Raw genomic sequence first — 20,909 nt, forward strand, 5'->3', positions numbered from 1 at the left:
CGGGCGCGCAAGGGCCCTGCAGCACGTCTGCAGATCGTCCCCTACCACGCGCACAGCGATTGAGTGAAGTCGTCCTGTTGGTCGCTTCTATTCACCGACTCGAAAGCGCGTCGGCGAGCAACCGGCGTGCCGTGCGAAGTAGCGACTGAAATAGGCAGCGTCGAAAAATCCAAGGCTGGCGGCAATCTGTTGCACGCTCAGGCTGGTGTAACGCAGTGTGCGGCGTGCTTCCAGCATGATCCTGCGCTGCAGCAGCTGCAATGCGGAGGCGCCAGCCAGGCGCTGGCACAACGCGTTGAGATGACCGGGCGTCACCCCAAGTTGATCGGCATAGCGGGAAATCGGCCAGTGGGCGCGATAGTGCTGGTCGATCAAGTCTTGATAAGCGCGCAGATGGCGTAGCGCCGGGTCCGCGTGCGGGCTGATTGCTGCGGCATGCCGGGCGCGCTCCAGTGCCGTACGCGCCATCCAGATGACCAGCTGCGCCGCTGCGGCCTGCGCTGCGACGTCATAGCCGATCGACCGGCGTGCGTGGTCCTGCGCAATGCTGCCAAACAACACATCCAGCCATTTGCGCGCATGCTGGGCGTGCACAACTACTGGCGCGGTCATGACTTGTTGCAGTAACGGCGCAGCGTTCAGCGCCGTCCTGACCAGCGGCATGCACAGGGTGATGACGTGGCCACGCACTGCCGGGTCGAAGGCAAAGCCATGCACGCAGAGCGGCGGAAGCCACACCACGCTGGCGCGGCGCAGGCGTTGCGTGCGCCCATCCAGCTGCAGCGTGGCCGGCCCGCGTTGCACATAGACCAGCTGCGCTAAATCCTCGTGTCGATGCGGGACGATCTGCCAGTCGTGCAGCCGGCTGCGTGCGGCGATCGACTCCCAATGCAGCAATTCAGCAGCGTCGGCGTGTTGCTCGCCATACAAGCCGAATGCAGGGACTGCGGCAGTGTCGGGAACGGATGTGGCCATCGTCGAAAAGTCCAAGGACTGCACGGAATCATCCCTTCAATGCGGCGCTTTGGCTACCGACACTGCAGGCATCGCCATCCAGGCCAGGAGCAGGGCATGCGAACGCAGGTTGCGATCATCGGCGCCGGACCATCGGGTTTGTTGCTGGGCGAACTGTTGCGGCTCGCCGGCATCGACTGCGTCATCATCGAGCGGCAGACGCCCCAGCATGTGCTGGCGCGCATCCGCGCCGGGGTATTGGAGCAGGGCAGTGTGGAACTGCTGCAGCGGGCCGGCGTCGGCGAGCGGTTGCAGCGCGAGGGCTTGTTGCATCACGGCTTCGAATTGTGCCTCGACGGTCAGCGCGAGCGCATCGATCTGCTGCGCGGCTGCGGACGTGGCGTTACGGTCTACGGGCAGACCGAGGTCACCGCCGATCTGATGCACGCGCGCCAACGCAGCGGGGCGCCCACGCATTACAACGCGCAGGATGTGACCCTGTGCGATGTGGAAGGCGCGACGCCCGCCGTGGAGTTCACACAGGACGGCCAGCGCAAACGCCTCCACTGCGACTACATCGTCGGCTGCGATGGTTATCACGGCATCAGCCGTGCCAGCATCCCCGCCGAGCGGCTGCGTCTGTTCGAGCGCGTGTACCCGTTCGGTTGGCTCGGTGTGCTGGCCGATACGCCACCCGTGCACGAGGAACTGATCTACGCACGCCACCCGCGTGGGTTTGCACTATGTTCGATGCGCTCGCCCACCCGTACGCGCTATTACATCCAGGTGCCAGCCAGCGCACAGGTGGAGGCCTGGAGCGATCAGGCGTTCTGGGACGAGTTGCGTGCGCGGCTCCCGCCTGCGTTGGCGGCGCAACTGGTCACCGGTGCATCGATCGAAAAGAGCATCGCACCGCTGCGCAGTTTCGTTGCCGAGCCGATGCAGTATGGTCGGCTGTTCCTGGCCGGCGATGCTGCGCATATCGTGCCGCCCACCGGCGCCAAGGGGCTGAATCTGGCGCTTGGCGATGTCGGCTTGTTGGCGCAGCTGTTCCAGCGTTGGAAGGCCAGCGGCGATGCTGGTGCGCTGGAGCAGTATTCGACATTGGCCTTGCAGCGGGTGTGGAAGGCCGAACGTTTCTCGTGGTGGATGACCACGCTGTTGCACCGTTTCGACGACGAAGACGCATTCACCGCGCGGCTGCACGGAGCGGAGCTGGACTATCTGCTCGGTAGCGAGGCGGGCCGCGCGACGCTGGCGGAAAATTATGCAGGTCTCCCCTTGGCTGCGCTGTCTGATTGATGGGGCATTGGTGATTGCGTAATACCAGCGCCACGTAGCGAGTCCCCATCACTGCGCTCGACTCTATACGGATTCAACGTCGCCTCAGCTCGATAAAAGCGATGCGTGCGCACAACAGCGCGTCCTCACAGACCACCTGAGTGATGCGCGTCAGCCGCACATGCGTCGCTTCCACTGCAGTCATCGCCCGCTCGACCGCAACATCCGGTCCATCCCGCGCACAGTGCGGCAGTATGCTGGCGCCCCCACTGGGGTGATGTTTTTCTCACCAACTGTTGCACAAGTATCCAGGTGCATTTCCAGGCGGCTAGCGGGCCGGTGAACGGCGCCGGTAGGGTGGCGATGACGCGTTAATGCGGCTGTGCGCGCGCGCGCGTCTTCCCCCGCTCAACGGACACGTTGCCGGCATCCCCGCTGAGCGCAATGCCACTCTCCACCCAGGAGTACTCCATGAAGAAGTTGCTCTCCCGTACCTTGTTGCTGGTCATGCTGGTCGCGCCAATGGCTGCGTTCGCGCAGACTGCGGTGACGGCCAATCCCAATCATCAGAAGATGCTGCTCGGCAGCACCTGGTATGAAACTGCAAACAAGCGGCTGGTCTACGATTTCTGGCGCACCGTGTTCGAAGCTGGCCAGGTGCAGTACGCGCCGATGTACATGGACAAGAACTACATCCAGCACAATCCGAACGTGGCCAATGGGCGCGATGCGTTTATCGCCTTCCTGACCGCATTCGTGAAGCCGACGCCGGTGCAGCCGCGGGTGCAACTGCCACTGGTCGCCATCACGGCCGATGGCGATCTGGTCACCCTGGTGTCGGTGCGCACCTTGCCCAACCCCAATAAGCCCGGCACCACCTACACCACTACCTGGTTCGACATGTTCCGGATCGAAAAGGGCCTGATCAAGGAACATTGGGACCCGGACACCATCGCCGGCCGTGCCAGCACCGGCGGCCAGTAACCGCTGCTGCACACCAGGCTTGGTTGCGTAGCCCTGCAGTTTTCTATGCGTATGGTCAATCAATATAAGCGCCTACCTCACGGTGGGCGCTGTCGTATCGGGGCACCAGTGTCAGCTGATGCGGAACCCCATCGTCGCTTCCACTGCTTGCTGCCAGCCGGCGTACAAGGCTTGGCGCTTGTCGTCGGCCATGGCCGGTTCGAAGCGGCGATCCACTGCCCATTGCTTGGCGATTTCTTCGCGGCTGCTCCAGAACCCGGTTGCCAGCCCGGCCAGGTACGCCGCGCCCAGTGCAGTGGTTTCGGCCACCTCCGGGCGGAGTACCGGCACATTGAGGATGTCGCTCTGGAACTGCGCCATGAAGTCGTTGGCGATGGCGCCGCCGTCGGCACGCAGCTCTTTCAGTTCGATGCCGGAATCGCTCTGCATTGCGGTAAGAACATCGCGGGTCTGGTAGGCCATCGATTCGACTGCCGCACGCACGAAGTGTTCCTTGGTGGTGCCACGCGTCAACCCGAACACGGCGCCGCGAATGTCGCTGCGCCAGTACGGCGCGCCCAGGCCAACGAAGGCCGGCACGATGTACACGCCATCGTTGTCGCCGGCACGCTCGGCGTAGGCCTGCGAGTCGCTGGCCTTGCCCAGCATGCGCAAGCCGTCGCGCAGCCACTGCACCACCGAGCCGGCAACGAAGATCGCGCCTTCCAATGCGTATTCGACCTTGCCGTCGATGCCCCAGGCAATCGTGGTCAACAAGCCAGCCTTGGATGCCACCGCCTTGTCGCCGGTGTTCATCAGCATGAAACAGCCGGTGCCGTAGGTGTTTTTCGCCATGCCCGGCTCGAAACAGGCCTGGCCGAACAACGCGGCCTGCTGGTCGCCGGCGATGCCAGCGATGGGTACCTGTTCGCCGTAAAAATACTGGGTCTGGGTCATGCCATACACCTCGCTGGACGAACGCACTTCCGGCAGCATCTGCGCGGGGACGTCCAACATCGCCAGCAGTTCAGCATCCCACTGAAGCGTGTGGATGTTGAACATCATGGTGCGCGAGGCATTGGTGTAGTCGGTGACGTGCACCTTGCCGCCGGTGAGATTCCAGATCAGCCAGCTGTCGATGGTGCCGAACGCCAGTTCGCCTTTCTGCGCGCGTTCGCGCGCGCCTTCGACATGGTCGAGAATCCACTTGACCTTGGTGCCGGAAAAGTATGCATCGATCAGCAAACCGGTCTTGTCGCGCACCATCTGCTCATGCCCGGCTTCCTTGAGCTGGGCGCAGATGTCCTTGGTCTGCCGCGATTGCCACACGATGGCGTTGTAGATCGGCTGGCCGGTGGCCTTGTCCCACACCACTGCGGTCTCGCGCTGGTTGGTGATACCGATCCCGGCGATCGCGCGCGCATCGATCTGCGCGTTGTTGAGCAGCTCGGTGATGGTGGTATAGACGCTGGTCATGATCTCGCGCGGGTTGTGTTCCACCCAGCCAGGCTGCGGGAAGATCTGGCCGAATTCGCGCTGCGCCACGCCGGCCACCTTGCCCTGGCGGTCGAACAACATCGCGCGTGAGCTGGTGGTGCCTTGATCGATCGCAAGGACGTACTGCTTTTCCATCGAAGATTCCTCGAACAATGCCGGCGGTGGCGCACGGCGAGAAAGGTCGGTTCAGGCGGGTGACGACGCGTGGCCAATAGGGGCTGGCCACAGGTGACCTCACCCACTTTCGGAGTGATTGTTGGCTTGGCGCAGCACCATCACAGCGGATCGAGCGGCTTGGGCCCGCCCTGCAGATGGCGCACCCGCGCCGGCAGGAACGGCAGGATCAGCCACTGGTAAGCCAGCGCGCCGATCGGACCACCGATCAACGGGCCAACGATCGGGATCCACCAATAATTGTCCTTGGCCGGCAAGGCGGCCTCGCCCCAACCGGCGAAGTACGCGAACAGGCGCGGTCCGAAATCGCGTGCCGGGTTCATCGCCCAGGCTTCCAGATAGCCCATCGACGCGCCCAGCGTGGCGACCAACAAGCCGATCATCAACGCGCCGGAGTTGGCAGTCGGTGCGGCCTCGTTGAACTGCTCGGTGATGGCGAAGATGCCGAAGATCAGGAACGCCGTGATGATGATCTGATCGACCAGCGCATGCATCGGCGTCACCGCCAGCCCCGGTGCGGTGAAGAACACGCCCGCCGCGCCACCAGCCTCACGCGTGAGTTGATGCAGCTGGTTGAAGTGATCGATTACCGGCCCATACAGCTGATAGACGATGGCTGCGCCCAGGAACGCGCCGATGACCTGGGCAACCCAGTAGGGGAGCACCTTCTTCCAGGAAAAGCCGCGGAACAGCGCCAGCGCCAGCGTGACCGCCGGATTGGCGTGGGTACCGGATACCGAGCCCGTGACGTAGATCGCCAGCGTCACCGCCAAGCCCCAGGCGATACACACGCCCCAGTAGGCGTTCTGATAGGGGCTGGGGTCGTACAGGATGTACATCGCCGCCACCGAATCGCCGAGCGCGATGATGATGAACATTGCGACCGCTTCGGAGATCAACTCACCCACGAGTTGCCGGCTCATGCGTGCATGCCCGCAAGGTCAATGATGCGGATAACAGCGTGCAGCGCGCTTGCTCGCGCGCAGCGGTGGTTGGTGATGCTCATCTGGGGTGCCCTCCACGTGACTCAGGTGATGCTGGCTGAAGCGCCGGAATACGCTGCCGGGCGACCCGTCCTCGCCGGCAACGCGGTGTGTTCAAGCAGAAACGACGTCGCGTTGCCGGATCGACTGCGTCTGCAGATAGTCTTCCAGGCGCTGCCGTCCGGCCGCATCGATCCGCAGGCCGAGCTTGCTGCGCCGCCACAGGATATCGTCGGCCGCCGCCGCCCATTCGTGTTGGCGCAGGTAATCCACCTCGGCCTGATACAGGTCCGCGCCGAAGTGCGTGCCCAGATCGGCCAGGCTCTGCGCATCGCCAAGCAGGTGTTCGGCGCAGGTGCCGTAGTTACGCACCAGCCGCTGCGCGGTCGCTGCCGGTAGCCAGGGGCGCGCGCGGCCGACGCGTTCCAGCAGGCTGGCGATATCGCGCTGCTCGCCGCCTGGTAATGCCTCGCCACGCGCGGTCCACGCAGGCTTGCGTGCGCCCAGCGCGTGGGTAAGCCGGTCCACTGCCTCTTCGGCGAGCTTGCGATAGGTGGTCAGCTTGCCGCCGAACACGTTGAGCAACGGCGCGCCCTCGGTGACCACTTCCAGCTGGTAATCGCGGGTCACTTCGGCTGCGTTGTCTTCGGCATCGTCCAGCAACGGCCGCACGCCGCTGTAATTCCACACCACATCGGCGGGGGAGATCTGCTGCTGGAAATACAGGTTCACCGCATCGCACAGGTATTGCACTTCGGCCGCATCGATCTTCGGCGCGGCGGGGTCGGCTTCGTAGTCCACGTCGGTGGTGCCGATCAAGGTGAAGTCGTGCTCGTAGGGGATGGCGAACACGATGCGCCGGTCGGGTTGCTGGAAGATGTACGCATGGTCGTGATCGAACAACTTGGGCACCACGATGTGGCTGCCCTTGACCAGCCGCAATGCATGTTCGTGCGGCACCGAGGCCACGGTGTCCAGGAACGACACCGCCCACGGGCCGGCCGCATTGGCGAGCGCACGCGCCTGCACGGTGCGGCGGCGGCCCTGGCGGTCTTCGAGCTCGGCATACCAGAAGCCCGCATCGCGCCAGGCACCGACACAGCGCGTGCGGGTGTGGATCTTGGCACCGCGCCTGGCGGCGTCCATCGCGTTGAGCACCACCAGTCGCGCGTCCTGCACCCACGCATCCGAATACACGAAGCCGGTGCGCAGCGACTCCTGCAGCGGCGCACCGACCGGGTGCGTCCGCAGCGACAGCCGGCGCGAGCGCGGCAGGCTGCGCTTGCTGCCGCCCAGATGGTCGTACAGGAACAGCCCGGCGCGGATCATCCATGCCGGGCGCAGGTGCGGTTGGTGGGGCAGCAGGAAGCGCAACGGCCAGATGATGTGCGGGGCCAGCCGCAGCAACACTTCGCGCTCGGCCAGTGCTTTGCCGACCAAGGCGAATTCGTACTGCTCCAGGTAGCGCAGGCCGCCGTGAATGAGTTTGGTGCTGGCGCTGCTGGTGTGCGCAGCCAGGTCGTCCTGCTCGCACAGGCACACCGACAGACCGCGCCCGGCCGCATCACGGGCAATGCCCACCCCGTTGATGCCGCCGCCGATTACCAGAAGATCGTACATCTCGCCCATCGGTGCCTCCGTCAGGGTGCGCCGATGAGCGAACCCAAGTTGTCATGTTCGAACATATTCGAACATCGAACCTTGCGGAGACGTGAAGATGTCCGTGGCCTGTGCCAACAGCGTTCGCCACGCAGATCGGCTATGGGAAAACAGGTTTATATGTAGCGGACCTATCAGGCACAGTGGCTTTTGGCAGCTGACACGTAAAACGCTCAAAAACGAACATGGGCCTCAATCGGTTCCGTCCGCGTCTGCCAGGTGCACCCGGGTGCCGGCCTCGGCCAGCACGCTCGCCAACTCCTGCGGCGGCGGCCGGTCGGTAAACCAGTCGTGCACCTGCGCGATGGCGCCCAGCCGCACCATGGCGTTGCGACCGAACTTGCTGTGATCGGCGGCCAGCAGCACGTGTCGCGAGTGTTCGATAATGGCCTGCGCCACGCGCACTTCCTGGTAATCGAAATCCAGCAGGGTGCCGTCCAGATCGATACCGGAAATGCCGATCACCCCGAAGTCCACCTTGAACTGGCGGATCAGCTCCACCGTCGCCTCGCCGGTCACGCCCTGGTCGCGCCCGCGCACCACGCCGCCGGCCACGATCACCTCGAAGCTGGGGTTGGCGCTGAGCATCACCGCCACGTTGAGGTTGTTGGTGATCACCCGGAGTCCGCGGTGCTGCAGCAACGCGCGTGCGACTTCTTCGTTGGTGGTGCCCAGGTTGATGAACAGCGAGGCATCGTCGGGAATGAAACGCGCGACACGCGCGGCGATGTGCTGCTTTTCGCGGGCCTGCAGTGCCTTGCGTGCGGTGTAGGCCAGATTCTCCACGCTGGAGGGCATGCTGACGCCGCCGTGATAGCGGCGCAGCACGCCGGCATCGCAGAGCAAGGTCAGATCGCGGCGGATGGTCTGCGGCGTCACCTCGAAGCGTGTGGCCAAACCTTCGACCTCGGCAAAGCCCTGCTGCCGCACCAGCGCCACCAATTGCTCCTGACGCGGGTTCAAGGCCGGCGCCGGGACAGTCCTGTAGTGAGTCGACTCCATGCGCAGATGATCGCGCATGCGCGTGAGGATGCAAAACACGCGCGCGTGCGTGCCGCCAGCGGTGACCGCCCGATGGCGAGCACCGGCCTGACACAGCGCCGCCTGCCGCGATCGAGCCTGCGCGCCTGGGCCGCGTACGGCGTAGGCTCGGCAAGCGCGCAGAGAGATCGCTGCCGGCCGTCTGCGCCCGGGGAGAGCGCCAATCACCGCATGGCAAGCCATGCGCAACGACACGCCGTCAGCCAGAGGCCGACGGGGGCGCCTGCAGCTCGCGCCGGAGCAACCGGATACCGTGGAGCGCCCCAGGGCGCGATGGGATTACCGGTAACGCTTCATCGCGCCCGGGTGCGCTCCTACGAACGGGCGGGATCTGGGATTCAGCGCCGCCGTGCTCACCCATGCAGGCGATTGAAGATCGGCACGCCGCAGCGGTAGTGTAGGAGCCGCACATGCCGGGTCCAGACATCCGCCGCGCCGTCGCCCCGACGAGTGCAGCCGGCCGGATGCGGACTCAGCCCAGCTCGCTGCGATAGCCGGTGTCGATGCTGATGCTGCCGCCTACCGCACGCGACACGCAGGCACAGAGCTTGCGATTCTCCCGGCGCTGCTCGTCGCTGAGGAACACGTCGCGGTGATCGATATCGGCGGAGCTGTCCAGCACCTCCACTGCACACAGGCCGCATTCGCCACGGCGACACTCGGCGATCAGCTCCACCCCGGCATCGGCCAATGCGTCCAGCATCGATTCGTTTTCAGCTACCGGCACTTCCAGGCCCAGCCCCGGCAACTTCACCACGAACGCCTGCGCAGGCACCCGCCCGCTATTGCCGAAGGTTTCGAAGTGCAGGCGCGCACGCGGCCGGCCGGCGGCGTGCCAGTGCTGGCGCACCGTTTCAAGCATGCCCAGCGGCCCGCACACATACACCTCGGCATTGGGCGACAGGCGCGCCAGTTCGGCAGCCAGATCCGGCGGGCCGGCGCTGTCGTCGCATTGCAATTGCAAACGTTCGCCCAGCAGTGCTTCCAGCGTGTCGACATACGCCATCGCGCTGCGCGAGCGGCCGGCGTACAGCAGACGAAACGCGCGATGGCGACGCGCCAGCCGCTGCGCCATGCCGATGATGGGTGTAATGCCGATACCGCCGGCGATGAGCAGGATTTCCTCGCCGCTTTCATCCAGCGCGAAGTTGTTGCTGGGCGGCGACATCTCCACCACATCGCCCGGCGCAAGCGTCCACATATGCAACGAGCCGCCGCGGCTGTCGGGCATCTGCCGCACTGCGATCTGGTAGTAGCCATCGGCGCGCGGTTCGCCCACCAACGAATACGAGCGCATATCGTCGCGACCATGCAACTGCACACGGAAATCCACATGGCTGCCCACCTCGAAGCCGCGTGCGGCGCTGCCGGGATCGAGCACGATTTCGCGCACGCCCGGGCAGGCATCGGCAATGCTGACGACGCGGGCGCGATGCCACTGGGTGTCTTTACGCATGAAGGGCTCCAGGCAATGAGGTCTGCCGGCAGGCGCCAGCTGTGACGGCGCTGCAATGCGTCGCTGTGATCGATGACATGGCGGTCCGCATGCGACGTGCTCAGCCCACCATGCGCAACGACAGATCCTGCGCGCGTTGTTCCTGCGCGATCAGGCGGTCGATCACACGCCGCGCCCACATGCCGCCGGCATCGACGTTGAGGTTGTAGAAGGTGTGATCCGGGTGCGCGTCGATGGCGCGTTGTTGCGCTTCCAGCACCGCTTCGTCTTCGCCGAATACTCCTGTCACACCTGCGCGGGTGAGCGTGGTCAGCGACTGGTCGTGCAACGCGTAGTTGCGCATGAACGCCCAGAAGTAATGGCAGGTGGTGTCGGTTTCGGGAGTGATGGTGTTGAGCACGTAGCCGTTGACGCCCTGGCTGCGATCGCCTTCTGGCGCACCGGTGCCGGTGATGGCCACGCCCACATCGATGGCGATGGTGGAGGGCGCCTCGAAACGGATGATCTGCCAGCGATCGACCTTGCCGCGGTAGTCCAGATGGCGGGCGATTTGGCTGGCCCAGAACGGTGGCGGGTCGATATTGCGCATCCAGCGCGACACGACGACGCTGCGATCGCCATGCACCACATCGAACGGCGCTTCGGCCACCTCGTCCTGCCCGATGCTGGAGCCGTGCACGAAGGTCTCGTGGGTCAGGTCCATCAGGTTGTCCAGCACCAGCCGGTAGTCGCACTTGGCATGGATGGTGCGGCCGTCGCCGGCCCAGGCCGGGTCGTGCGACCAGTGCAGATCGGGAATCAGGCGTGTATCGGCCTTGGCCGGGTCGCCCGGCCAGATCCACACATAGCGGTGCTTTTCGGCAACCGGGAAGCTGCGCACGCAGGCCGAGGGATTGATGGTGTCCTGCGAGGGCATGTGCACGCAGCGCCCCTGCGTGTTGTAGACCAGCCCGTGATAGCCGCACACCACATCGTCGCCGCACAGCTTGCCCATCGATAAGGGCACCAGCCTATGCCAGCACGCGTCTTCGAGCGCGACCACCGCACCGGCGGTGGTGCGGTAGACCACCACGTCCAGGTTGCAGAGCTTGCGCGGGCTGAGCACGTGCTTGATCTCATGGTCCCAGGCAACGGCGTACCACGCGTTGAGGGGAAACAGCGGCTTGGACTGCGACATGACCGTGACTCCTGGGTGTGTAGGCAACCTGGATGCGACGCGGCTTGCGCCGGCCTGGAGCTAGTTGGCGCGCAATCGCAACGCTGGCGTCTGCTTGCGAGCGAAGTTATGTATACACCGGAGACAATGTGAGAGCATTACGCACCCGCCAAAATTGTGCGAATATCGATTTGAATCACCGATTATCGGATTGACCGCTTCGCCGGCCGCGCCTACCGTGACCCCACGCTCGCTGTGCTGGAAGGGAACGCAATGGCCGAAATCGTCGCTCTCGCGGATGCGGTGTCGCAGCTGATCGCCGATGGCGATTGTGTGGCGATGGAAGGCTTCACCCACCTGATTCCGCATGCGGCCGGGCACGAGGTCATTCGCCAGCGCAAGCGTGCGCTGCGCCTGGTGCGCATGACTCCCGACCTGATCTACGACCAGTTGATCGGCGCCGGTTGCGCTGCGGCGCTGCGGTTTTCCTGGGGCGGCAATCCCGGCGTCGGTTCGTTGCACCGGCTGCGCGATGCGGTGGAACACGCCTGGCCGCAGCCGCTGCAGATTCGCGAACACAGCCACGCCGATATGGCCAATGCCTATGTGGCCGGTGCGTCGGGGCTGCCGTTTGCAGTACTGCGGGGGTATGTCGGCTCGGATCTGCCGCGCGTCAACGACAGCATCAAGTTCCTGCAGTGCCCGTATACCGGCCAAACGCTGGCCACCACGCCGGCAGTCAATCCCGATGTCACCGTGATCCACGCCCAGCGGGCCGACCGCCGCGGCAACGTATTGCTCTGGGGTATTCTGGGCGTGCAGAAGGAAGCCGCATTGGCAGCGCGCAAGGTGATCGTGACGGTGGAAGAGATCGTCGACAGCCTCGACGCGCCGCCCAATGCCTGCATCCTGCCGCGCTGGGTCGTCGATGCGGTGTGCGTTGTTCCCGGTGGCGCGGCGCCCTCGTATGCGCATGGCTATTACGCGCGCGACAATCGCTTCTATCTGGCCTGGGATGCGATCGCGCGCGACCGTGCACGCTTCGATGCCTGGATCCAGGCGCATATTCTCGACACCGACGATTTCGCCGGTTTTCAGCGCGTGTATGCGCAGTCGCAGCAGCAGGTGGCCGCATGAGCGCCTACAGCACCAACGAGATGATGACGGTAGCCGCCGCGCGTCGCTTGCCCGACGGCGCGGTGTGTTTCGTCGGTATCGGCTTGCCGTCCACTGCCGCCAATCTGGCACGGCTTACGCATGCGCCCGACGTCACCTTGATCTACGAATCCGGCCCGATCGGTGCGCGCCCGCAGGTGTTGCCATTATCCATCGGCGACGGCGAGCTGGCAGAAACTGCCGACACCGTCGTCTCCACGCCAGAGATCTTCCGCTACTGGCTGCAAGGCGGGCGCGTGGATGTGGGCTTTCTGGGCGCGGCGCAGATCGATCGGCACGCCAACCTCAATACCACCGTGATCGGCCCGTACGATGCGCCGAAAACGCGCTTGCCCGGCGCCGGTGGCGCGCCGGAGATTGCGGCCAGCGCCAGGCAGGTGTTCATCATCATGCGCCAGTCCGAACGCAGCTTCGTTTCGAGGTTGGACTTCATCACCACGGTCGGGCATCTGGACGGTGGCGATGCGCGCGCGCGCGCCGGCCTCCCCGGCGCCGGTCCCACCGTGGTCGTCACCGACCTGTGCGTGATGGAGCCCGATCCCGTGACCCGCGAACTCACCGTCACCTCGTTGCACCCTGGCACCACGCGCGAGCAGGTCAGCGCGGCGACCGGGTGGCCGATCCGGTTCGCCGCCGACCTTGCACACACCACGCCGCCCCGTGCCGCCGAGCTGGACGCCTTGCGCGCGCTGCAGGCACGCACCGATGCAGCGCATGGTGCCCAGGCAACGGGAGCTCAGGCATGAATGAGGTCTATCTGATCGATGGCATTCGCACGCCGATCGGCCGTTACGCTGGCGCCTTGTCCAGCGTACGCGCCGACGACCTGGGCGCAGTGCCGATCGCCGCATTGCTGGCGCGGCAATCGCAGCTGGAGCCGGCTGCAATCGACGATGTGTACCTGGGCTGCGCCAACCAGGCCGGCGAAGACAATCGCAATGTCGCGCGTATGAGCCTGTTGCTGGCCGGCTTGCCGCCTTCGGTGCCGGGCAGCACGCTCAATCGTCTGTGCGGCTCCGGGTTGGACGCGATCGGCACGGTGGCGCGCGGCATTCGTGCCGGCGAACTGGATCTTGCCATTGCCGGTGGGGTCGAATCGATGTCGCGCGCGCCGTGGGTGATGGGCAAGGCCGACAGCGCCTTCGCCCGCACCCAGCAACTGGAAGACACCACCATGGGCTGGCGCTTCATCAATTCGCGCCTGCAGGCCGTCTATGGCACCGAATTGATGGGTGAGACGGCAGAAAACGTGGCGCAGCGGTACGCCATCGCGCGCGAGGACCAGGACGCGTTCGCACTGCGCAGCCAGCAACGCGTGGCGGCGGCGCAGGCAGCCGGTTTCTTCGATGCGGAAATCGCCCCGGTGGCCGTGGTCGCGCGCAAAAGCGGCGATGCCTCCACCGTCGAACACGACGAAGCGCCGCGGCCCAATACCACCGCCGAGATGCTGGCCAAGCTCAAGCCGGTGTTCCGCCAGCCCGGCACCGTCACGGCCGGCAACGCCTCCGGTCTCAACGATGGCGCCGCCGCCTTGCTGCTGGCCTCTGCGCAGGCCGTGCAGACGCATCGGCTGACGCCGCGCGCGCGGGTATTGGGGTTCGCCTCGGCGGGCGTGGAGCCGGCGTACATGGGCATCGGCCCGGTGCCGGCCACCCAGCGCCTGATGGCGCGCTTGCACCTGCGCATCGCGCAGTTCGACGCGATCGAACTCAATGAAGCCTTCGCTGCGCAGGCGCTGGCCTGCACGCGCGCATTCGGCCTGGCCGACGATGCCGCACACGTCAATGCCAACGGTGGCGCCATTGCGCTCGGGCATCCGCTCGGCATGAGCGGCGCGCGGCTGGCGCTGACCTTGCTGCGGCAGCTGGAGGCGGGCAACGGGCGACTCGGGCTGGCCAGCATGTGCATCGGGGTGGGGCAGGGCGTGGCGCTGGCGATCGAGCGCCTGTGAACCTGCTGTTGCAACCTCCCTCGTCCTTCCCTCGCACCTATGTCGTTCTAGTCGTCTTGCTGCCGACGGAGATTTCAAGATGCGCGATCCCACCACCGACCAACCTGCCATCGCCGACCCGCTGCTCGGTTATCGCCGCAGCCTGCCCGGTACGCAGCCGGCGTACCTGCATCCGGCATACGCCTCCACCACGCTGCGCGGGCCCACGCGCGATCCGATCGACTTGCCGGTCACGTTGTCGGAAGTCACCGGCCCGCGGCTGGATCGGCTCACGCTGGGCGCGCACGCGGCCGATCTCACTGCAGGGTTTGGCGGCGCGCCGCTGGGTGAGCGCATCATCGTCTCCGGCCGCGTGCTCGACGAAAACGGCAGGCCGGTCCGCAACAGCGTGGTAGAAGTGTGGCAATGCAACGCGGCTGGTCGCTACCAGCACGCTGGCGATCAGCACGATGCACCGCTGGACCCGAACTTCCGCGGCACCGGCCAGGTGCTGACCGATGAGCGCGGCCGCTACAGTTTCAAGACCATCAAGCCCGGCGCGTATCCGTGGCGCAATCACTACAACGCCTGGCGGCCAGCGCACATCCATTTTTCGTTGCACGGCGATGGCATCGGGCAGCGGCTGGTCACCCAGATGTATTTTCCCGGCGACCCGCTGCTGGCGCACGACCCCATCTTCAACTGTGTCGACGATGCGCTGGCGCGCGAGCGCATGGTGTCCAGTTTCGACTGGGAAAATGCGGTCAGCGAATACGCCTTGGCATATCGCTTCGACATCGTCTTGCGCGGTCGCAAGCAAACGGTCTGGGAGTGACACGATGAGCCTGCATGCAACGCCGTCGCAAACCGTCGGCCCGTACTACCGGCTCGGGTTGGAGGCGCTGTATCGCCAGCAGATCGCACCTGCGCACGCCGCGGGCACGCATGTGCAGATCAGCGGTCGCATCTTCGATGGCGCCGGCGCGCCGGTGGCCGATGCGGTGCTGGAAGTGTGGCAAGCCGACGCTAGCGGCATCTATGCGCATGCGGCCGACGGTCGCTGCGAGGCGCACGACCCCAGCTTCGACGGGTGGGGTCGGGTGCCCACCGATGCGCACGGGCGTTTTTCCTTCAGCACCATCAAGCCGGGCAGGGTGGCGGGCCCGGACGGCAAGCAGCAGGCGGCGCATCTGACGGTGCTGGTCTTCATGCGCGGCCTGTTGCGCGGGGTGTCGACGCGGCTGTATTTCGCCGACGACCCGCAGCTGGGCAGCGACCCGATCCTGGCGCTGGTGCCGGCCGAGCGGCGCGCCACCTTGCTGGCCCAGCCGCATCCAGGCGGTGCCTATGTGTGGGACATCCACATGCAGGGCGACGCGGAAACGGTGTTCTTTCGCTATTGATCCGCATGCCGACGTTGAAACGCCGTATGCGTGCGGGGACAGCGCTGCATGCTGCCGGCGCGCTGCGGCGTCAACAGCGCCAGAGGCGCCGCCGCACAAGCGCCGACTGCCGCAAACCGCCAGGGTGTCTCCGGCGGCAAGCAATGCGCCGTGCAGCTCACGCACACATATCAAGAACAGCGCTCGTGGCAGGCAAGCGAACACGCGCACTCGCGTGCATGCACCGCAAGCACGCGTGACCTCATCCACATCACCCCGGCAGTGCCAGGCGCGCCGCATGCATTGCCCTTTGGTCTAGTTGGCACCTTGGTACATCGGTGCGATGCTGCCGGCACGCCTAGAGATGCAATACATGAGTGCGACATCGTCGTTGTTGGGATCCTTGTTCGGCGAGCCTGCGTGCGACGCCTTGTTCGACGATGCCGCGCGCTTGCAGGCGATGCTGCAGTTCGAGTCCGCGCTGGCGCGCGCACAGGCGCAGTGCGGGGTGATTCCCGCCCAGGCCGCGCAGTCCATTGCCGCTGCCTGCGATGTGCAGCACTACGACCGGGCCGCGTTGGCGCAGGCCACGGCGCTGGCCGGCAATCCCGCCATTCCGCTGGTCAAGGCGCTGACCGCGCAGGTGGCCGCGCACGACAATGCCGCCGCGCGCTGGGTGCACTGGGGCGCCACCAGCCAGGACGTCATCGATACCGGCACGGTGCTGCAGCTGCGCGCCGCGCTTGATCTGCTGCTGCCGCGTCTGCACGCCCTGTGCGCCGATCTGGCGGTGCTGGCCGAACGCGAGCGCAACACCGGCTTGCCCGGACGCACCCTGCTGCAGCAGGCCGTGCCGGTCACCTTCGGGCTCAAGGTCGCCGGTTGGCTGGACGCCCTGCAGCGTGCGCAGCAGCGCCTGCACGCCTTGCGGCGCGATGCCTTGGCGCTGCAGTTCGGCGGCGCGGCCGGCACCCTGGCCTCGTTGCAGGAGCGTGGCCTGGAAGTGGCGCAGGCCCTGGCGAGCACTCTGGAGTTGCCGCTGCCCGCGCTGCCCTGGCATACCGCGCGCGACCGCATCGTCGAGGTCGGCTGCGCTTTCGGTCTGCTGGCTGCCACGTTGGGCAAGATCGGCGGCGATGTGGCGTTGCTGATGCAATCGGAGGTGGGCGAAGCGTTCGAGCCTGCCGCCGCCGGCAGAGGCGGCTCCTCGGCGATGCCGCACAAGCGCAACCCGGTCTCCAGCGTGGCAGCGGTTGCCGCAGCCACCCGCGTACCGGGCCTGGTCGCCACCTTGTTCAGCGCCATGGCGCAGCCGCACGAGCGCGCGGCCGGACAATGGCATGCCGAATGGGACACCTTGCCGCAGATCGTCTGCCTCACCGCCGGCAGCCTGGCGCAGATGCAGCTGTGCCTGTCCGGTCTGGAACTGGATCGCACGCGCATGCAGGCGCATCTGGACAGCCACGGCGGGCTGCTCTACGCCGAGGCGGCAGTGTTCGCGCTCGCGCCACACCTGGGCAAGCCGCAGGCGCACGCCCTGGTGGAACAGGCAGCGCTGCGCGCGCAGGCGCAGCAACGGCATTTGCGCGAGGTCCTCGGCGAAGACGCGCAGGTGAGCGCGGTGCTCACGCACGCGCAACTCCAGGCAGTGTTCGATAGCGCTAGTTGGCACGGTATGTCTTCGGTCTGGATCGACCGCGTGCTGGCTGGATCTTCTTCCCGTTGACGGTGCTTCGATGGCTTATCTCCAGTTGCCCACGCATCGCCTGCACTACCGCCTGGACGGCACCGAAGGACGCCCCTGGCTGACCTTCTGCAATTCGCTGGGCACCGATCTGCACATGTGGGACGTGCAACTCGAAGCCTTCGCTCCGCACTACCGCATCCTGCGCTACGACCGCCGCGGCCACGGGTATTCGGAGACGCCGCCCGGCCCGTACAGCGTCGCCGACCTGGGTCAGGACGTGCTGACACTGTGGGACGCCCTGGAGATCGCGCAAAGCGATTTCTGCGGCCTGTCGATCGGCGGGCTCACCGGGCAGTGGCTGGGCCTGCAGGCACCGCAGCGCTTGCGCCGGCTGGTGGTGTGCGCCACCGCGCAGAAAATCGGCAGCGCCGCCACCTGGGAAACCCGCATCGAACAGGTGCGCAGCGAAGGCCTTCCGACGCTGATCGATGCCACGCTGCAACGCTGGTTTACCCCCGAATTCGCCACCAGCCACGCGCAGCGCCTGGACATGATCGCCGCTGCCTTCGTCTCCACCTCGCCGGCCGGCTACATCGCCTGCTGCCAGGCGGTGGCCGATGCGGATTTCCGCGGTGCACTGGACGGGCTGAGCCTGCCGCTGCTGGCGCTGGCCGGCGACGACGACCCGGTGTGCCCGCCGCCTGACCTGCGCGAGATCGCCTATGCCGCGCCGGACGGTCATTACGCCCAGGTGCCCGGCCGCCACATCTGCAACCTGGAGTCGCCGGCCGCGTTCAACCACGCGGTGCTCGGTTTTCTTCAGGGCCAGTGAGCTTTCCCACCTTGCAAGGACACCCCATGCACGAAGACGAACGGTATCAAGCCGGCATGCGTGAACGCCGCCGCGTCCTTGGCGATGCGCATGTCGACCGCGCGCTGGCCGCGCGCAGCGACTTCACCGAGGAATTCCAGGACCTGATCACCCGCTACGCCTGGGGCGGCATCTGGACCCGCGATGGCCTGCCGGCCCACACCCGGTCGCTGATCACCTTGTCGATGATGGTCGCGCTGGGCCACGACGAAGAATTCAAGCTGCACGTGCGTGCGGCGCGCAACAACGGCGTGACGCCTGCGCAGATCAAGGAAGTGCTGCTGCAGGCGGCGATCTACTGCGGCGTGCCGGCCGCCAACCACGCGTTCGCGCTGGCCAGGCCGATCCTGGAAGAACAAGCCGCCGACGCCGGCACAGCATCGACAGCGCAACCCGGGTAAGGTCGTCTCGGTGGCGCGGACAGACCGACTGCGCTCACCGCCAGGCGCGCGCGGTCGGTACTCAGTCCCGGCGTGGACCACTCGTACACTGTGGTGCCTGGCACACCGCTCACTTCGGCCTGCGCGCGCACGTTGGCCGCGCTCAACCCACCGCGTCCGGAGACATCGCATGCCGCGTCGATTTGCCTGCCTGCTGTTACTGCTATTGGCTGCTGCGGCGCTGCACGCACAACCGCAGCCCGGCCCCGGCACCGTGTTGTCGAAGGTGCGCACCGACGATGGGCAGACGCTGGCGGTGTGGTCGCGGGTGCCCGTGCAGCCGCGTGGCGCGATCGTGCTGGTGCACGGCCGCACCTGGAGCGCATTGCCCAACTTCGATTTGCAGGTGCCTGGCGAGCCGCGTGATGCGCGCTCTGTCCTTGCGGCGCTCGCGCAAGCCGGGTTTGCCGCGTACGCGGTGGATCTGCGCGGCTACGGCGGCAGCCCACGCGACCGCACGGGCTGGAATACGCCCGCCCGTGCAGTGGCCGATGTCCGCAACGTGCTGGCCTGGGTCGCGCAGACCCATCCCGGCCTGCCGCCGCCCGCACTGCTAGGCTATTCCAACGGCGCGCGGGTGGCATTGCTGCTCGCGCAGCAGCAACCGCAAGAGATTTCCGCACTGGTGTTGTTCGGCTTCCCGGACGATGTGGATACACCACCCGCGTCAGCGGTTCCGGCGGATCGGCCCTTGCGCACACCCACCACGGCCGCAGCGGCCGGCGAGGATTTCATCACCGCCAACGCGGCACCGCCGGGCGTACGTGCGGCTTACGTCGCCCAGGCGCTGGCAGCGGACCCGGTGCGCACCGACTGGCGCGCGATGGAGCAGTTCGCCTTCCACCCCGAGCAGGTCGCGACGTTGCCGGTGCTGCTGTTGCGCGGCGTCGACGACCCGATCGCCACCCAGGCAGACAACGCCCATCTCTACGCACGTCTGCGCAGCGAAGATCGCAGCTGGGTGACCCTGCCGCACGCCGACCACGTGGCCCAGGTCGAAGACAGCCACGCGGCCTGGGTGGACGCGGTGGTGAGCTTTCTGCGCCGGCCGCGCTAGTCCAGCGCCTGCACGCATCCCACGCCACGGACGATGGATCACGCGGCTTTCGTCGCCGTTCTGAGCCGGCATGCGCGCAACAACGGGTGGCAATCACTCCGCACCTGGCGCGCCCAGCGCTGTGCGACCAGTCGTCCGTATGCGCATCGGCCCACGCGGAATGCGGGGTTGCAATTGCTTGACCTGTGCACCCATCGCTGTACTGCCAGCTCACGCAGCGCAAGCGCAGGCTGCATGCTCCGTCAGCCGCCTTGTCGCGCTCTAGCTCAGCAAGGTTCCCAGCCGTTGCGCCGCCTGCTTCAGCGGTTCCAGCAACTGCGTCTGCATCGTCTGCAGGCTCACCCGCCCGGCCTGGGCGCCGATGTTGAGCGCGGCGATCACCTCGCCGCGCAGGTTGCGCACCGGCACGGCGACCGAGCGCAGGCCGATTTCCAGTTCCTGATCGGTCAGGCACATGCCTTCGCGGCGCGTGCGCGCCAGCACCTCCAGCAGTGCCGAGGCCTGGGTCACCGTGCGGTCGGTCCGCGGACGCAAGGTGGTACGTTCCAGATACGCCTGCAAGGTGTCGCCGGGCAGGGCGGCCAGCAACACGCGGCCCATCGAGGTGCAGTAGGCCGGCAGCCGCGTGCCGGGGCGCAGCCCGATCGACATGATGCGCACCGTTTCCGATCGCGCCACGTACAACAGGTCGTCGCCATCCAGCACGCCCAGCGAACACGATTCGTGCAACTGGTCGCGCAGCCCGTCCAGGACCGGCTGCGCGGCCGCGGTCATCGATGAAGACGCCGCGTACGCGCCGCCGATTCCCAGCACGCGCGGCAGCAACACGTAGCCACGTCCTTGCTCGCCCACATAGCCGAGCTTGGCCAGCGTATGCAGCACGCGCCGAACAGCCGCGCGCGAAATGCCGGTTTCCAGGCTGATCTGCGACATCGTCACTTCGCGCGCGTGCTGCGCGAACACGCTCAGTACCACCAGCCCGCGCCCCAGCGAGGTCATGAAGTCCGGATCGCCCTGGGCGGCGGCGATCTGCTGCATCAGCTCATGCGGCAGGCCGCGATCGCTGCCGGCCGCAACCACGGCGGCGGGACGTTTGCGGCGGCTGGAGGCGGGCTCGGGCATAGGAATGCGGCAGCGGACAGGTCCGTGCATGGTAAGCGCTCGCGCCATGGCATGCCCCGGCTCACACTCTGTGCGTGGGC

The 20,909-nt window shown here is 66.3% G+C and carries 19 protein-coding genes; 11 read left to right on the top strand and 8 right to left on the bottom strand.

The window, feature by feature from the left end; all coding sequences use genetic code 11:
• Positions 1–87: 87 nt before the first annotated feature.
• Positions 88–975, bottom strand: coding sequence for a helix-turn-helix domain-containing protein (locus EO156_RS02030; RefSeq protein WP_016848879.1), 888 nt, complete (start codon positions 973–975; stop codon positions 88–90).
• 96 nt (positions 976–1,071) lie between these two features.
• Between EO156_RS02030 and pobA the strand changes: the two genes are divergently transcribed.
• Together pobA and EO156_RS02040 are read left to right on the top strand one after the other, a co-directional pair.
• Complete coding sequence (gene pobA, locus EO156_RS02035) at positions 1,072–2,256, top strand: 4-hydroxybenzoate 3-monooxygenase (RefSeq protein ID WP_026006801.1); 1,185 nt, start codon at positions 1,072–1,074, stop codon at positions 2,254–2,256.
• Between the two features lie 450 nt (positions 2,257–2,706).
• Positions 2,707–3,219 carry a nuclear transport factor 2 family protein gene (locus EO156_RS02040; protein ID WP_005912773.1) on the top strand — a complete coding sequence of 171 codons (513 nt, stop codon included), beginning with the start codon at positions 2,707–2,709 and terminating at the stop codon, positions 3,217–3,219.
• 111 nt (positions 3,220–3,330) lie between these two features.
• Here EO156_RS02040 and glpK read toward each other — a convergent pair whose 3' ends face one another.
• The 6 genes from glpK to EO156_RS02070 all read right to left on the bottom strand — a co-directional run bounded on the left by glpK (position 3,331) and on the right by EO156_RS02070 (position 11,185).
• Positions 3,331–4,830, bottom strand: a complete 1,500-nt coding sequence (gene glpK, locus EO156_RS02045) for a glycerol kinase GlpK (RefSeq protein ID WP_003485659.1) — start codon at positions 4,828–4,830, stop codon at positions 3,331–3,333.
• 140 nt (positions 4,831–4,970) lie between these two features.
• Positions 4,971–5,792, bottom strand: a complete 822-nt coding sequence (locus EO156_RS02050; RefSeq protein WP_007968441.1) for an MIP/aquaporin family protein — start codon at positions 5,790–5,792, stop codon at positions 4,971–4,973.
• Between the two features lie 174 nt (positions 5,793–5,966).
• The gene (glpD, locus tag EO156_RS02055; protein ID WP_005928922.1) at positions 5,967–7,481 is read right to left on the bottom strand and encodes a glycerol-3-phosphate dehydrogenase; all 1,515 of its coding nucleotides are present in this window, start codon (positions 7,479–7,481) and stop codon (positions 5,967–5,969) included.
• 222 nt (positions 7,482–7,703) lie between these two features.
• Positions 7,704–8,531, bottom strand: coding sequence for a DeoR family transcriptional regulator (locus tag EO156_RS02060; RefSeq protein WP_003485664.1), 828 nt, complete (start codon positions 8,529–8,531; stop codon positions 7,704–7,706).
• Between the two features lie 493 nt (positions 8,532–9,024).
• Complete coding sequence (locus tag EO156_RS02065; protein ID WP_003485667.1) at positions 9,025–10,008, bottom strand: PDR/VanB family oxidoreductase; 984 nt, start codon at positions 10,006–10,008, stop codon at positions 9,025–9,027.
• 100 nt (positions 10,009–10,108) lie between these two features.
• Positions 10,109–11,185: an aromatic ring-hydroxylating dioxygenase subunit alpha gene (locus EO156_RS02070; RefSeq protein ID WP_005912763.1), complete on the bottom strand. Its 1,077-nt coding sequence runs from the start codon at positions 11,183–11,185 to the stop codon at positions 10,109–10,111.
• A 252-nt stretch (positions 11,186–11,437) separates the two neighbouring features.
• Between EO156_RS02070 and EO156_RS02075 the strand changes: the two genes are divergently transcribed.
• From EO156_RS02075 to EO156_RS02120, 9 genes are all read left to right on the top strand, one after another.
• Positions 11,438–12,301 carry a CoA-transferase gene (locus EO156_RS02075; protein WP_005912762.1) on the top strand — a complete coding sequence of 288 codons (864 nt, stop codon included), beginning with the start codon at positions 11,438–11,440 and terminating at the stop codon, positions 12,299–12,301.
• Positions 12,298–13,086, top strand: a complete 789-nt coding sequence (locus EO156_RS02080; protein WP_005912761.1) for a CoA-transferase subunit beta — start codon at positions 12,298–12,300, stop codon at positions 13,084–13,086. Before EO156_RS02075 ends, EO156_RS02080 begins: the two co-directional genes overlap by 4 nt.
• Entirely contained in the window at positions 13,083–14,291 is a 1,209-nt protein-coding gene (gene pcaF / locus EO156_RS02085; RefSeq protein ID WP_016848878.1) for a 3-oxoadipyl-CoA thiolase, read from the top strand. Before EO156_RS02080 ends, pcaF begins: the two co-directional genes overlap by 4 nt.
• A gap of 79 nt (positions 14,292–14,370) precedes the next feature.
• A complete protein-coding gene (gene pcaH / locus EO156_RS02090) occupies positions 14,371–15,105 on the top strand; it encodes a protocatechuate 3,4-dioxygenase subunit beta (protein ID WP_003485674.1) in 735 nt (244 codons plus the stop codon).
• A gap of 4 nt (positions 15,106–15,109) precedes the next feature.
• A complete protein-coding gene (pcaG, locus tag EO156_RS02095; protein WP_016848877.1) occupies positions 15,110–15,673 on the top strand; it encodes a protocatechuate 3,4-dioxygenase subunit alpha in 564 nt (187 codons plus the stop codon).
• A gap of 352 nt (positions 15,674–16,025) precedes the next feature.
• Entirely contained in the window at positions 16,026–17,378 is a 1,353-nt protein-coding gene (locus tag EO156_RS02100) for a 3-carboxy-cis,cis-muconate cycloisomerase (protein ID WP_016848876.1), read from the top strand.
• A gap of 10 nt (positions 17,379–17,388) precedes the next feature.
• Positions 17,389–18,171, top strand: a complete 783-nt coding sequence (pcaD, locus tag EO156_RS02105) for a 3-oxoadipate enol-lactonase (RefSeq protein WP_005928893.1) — start codon at positions 17,389–17,391, stop codon at positions 18,169–18,171.
• A gap of 26 nt (positions 18,172–18,197) precedes the next feature.
• Positions 18,198–18,611, top strand: coding sequence for a 4-carboxymuconolactone decarboxylase (pcaC, locus tag EO156_RS02110; RefSeq protein WP_016848875.1), 414 nt, complete (start codon positions 18,198–18,200; stop codon positions 18,609–18,611).
• Between the two features lie 169 nt (positions 18,612–18,780).
• On the top strand, positions 18,781–19,707 hold the full coding sequence (locus EO156_RS02120; protein WP_003485685.1) for an alpha/beta fold hydrolase: 927 nt from the start codon (positions 18,781–18,783) through the stop codon (positions 19,705–19,707).
• 261 nt (positions 19,708–19,968) lie between these two features.
• Here EO156_RS02120 and EO156_RS02125 read toward each other — a convergent pair whose 3' ends face one another.
• Complete coding sequence (locus EO156_RS02125) at positions 19,969–20,829, bottom strand: IclR family transcriptional regulator C-terminal domain-containing protein (RefSeq protein WP_016848874.1); 861 nt, start codon at positions 20,827–20,829, stop codon at positions 19,969–19,971.
• Positions 20,830–20,909 lie beyond the last annotated feature (80 nt).

Origin of the sequence: Xanthomonas sp. DAR33341, assembly GCF_003992815.1 — a bacterium.
Classification (GTDB): domain Bacteria; phylum Pseudomonadota; class Gammaproteobacteria; order Xanthomonadales; family Xanthomonadaceae; genus Xanthomonas; species Xanthomonas cissicola.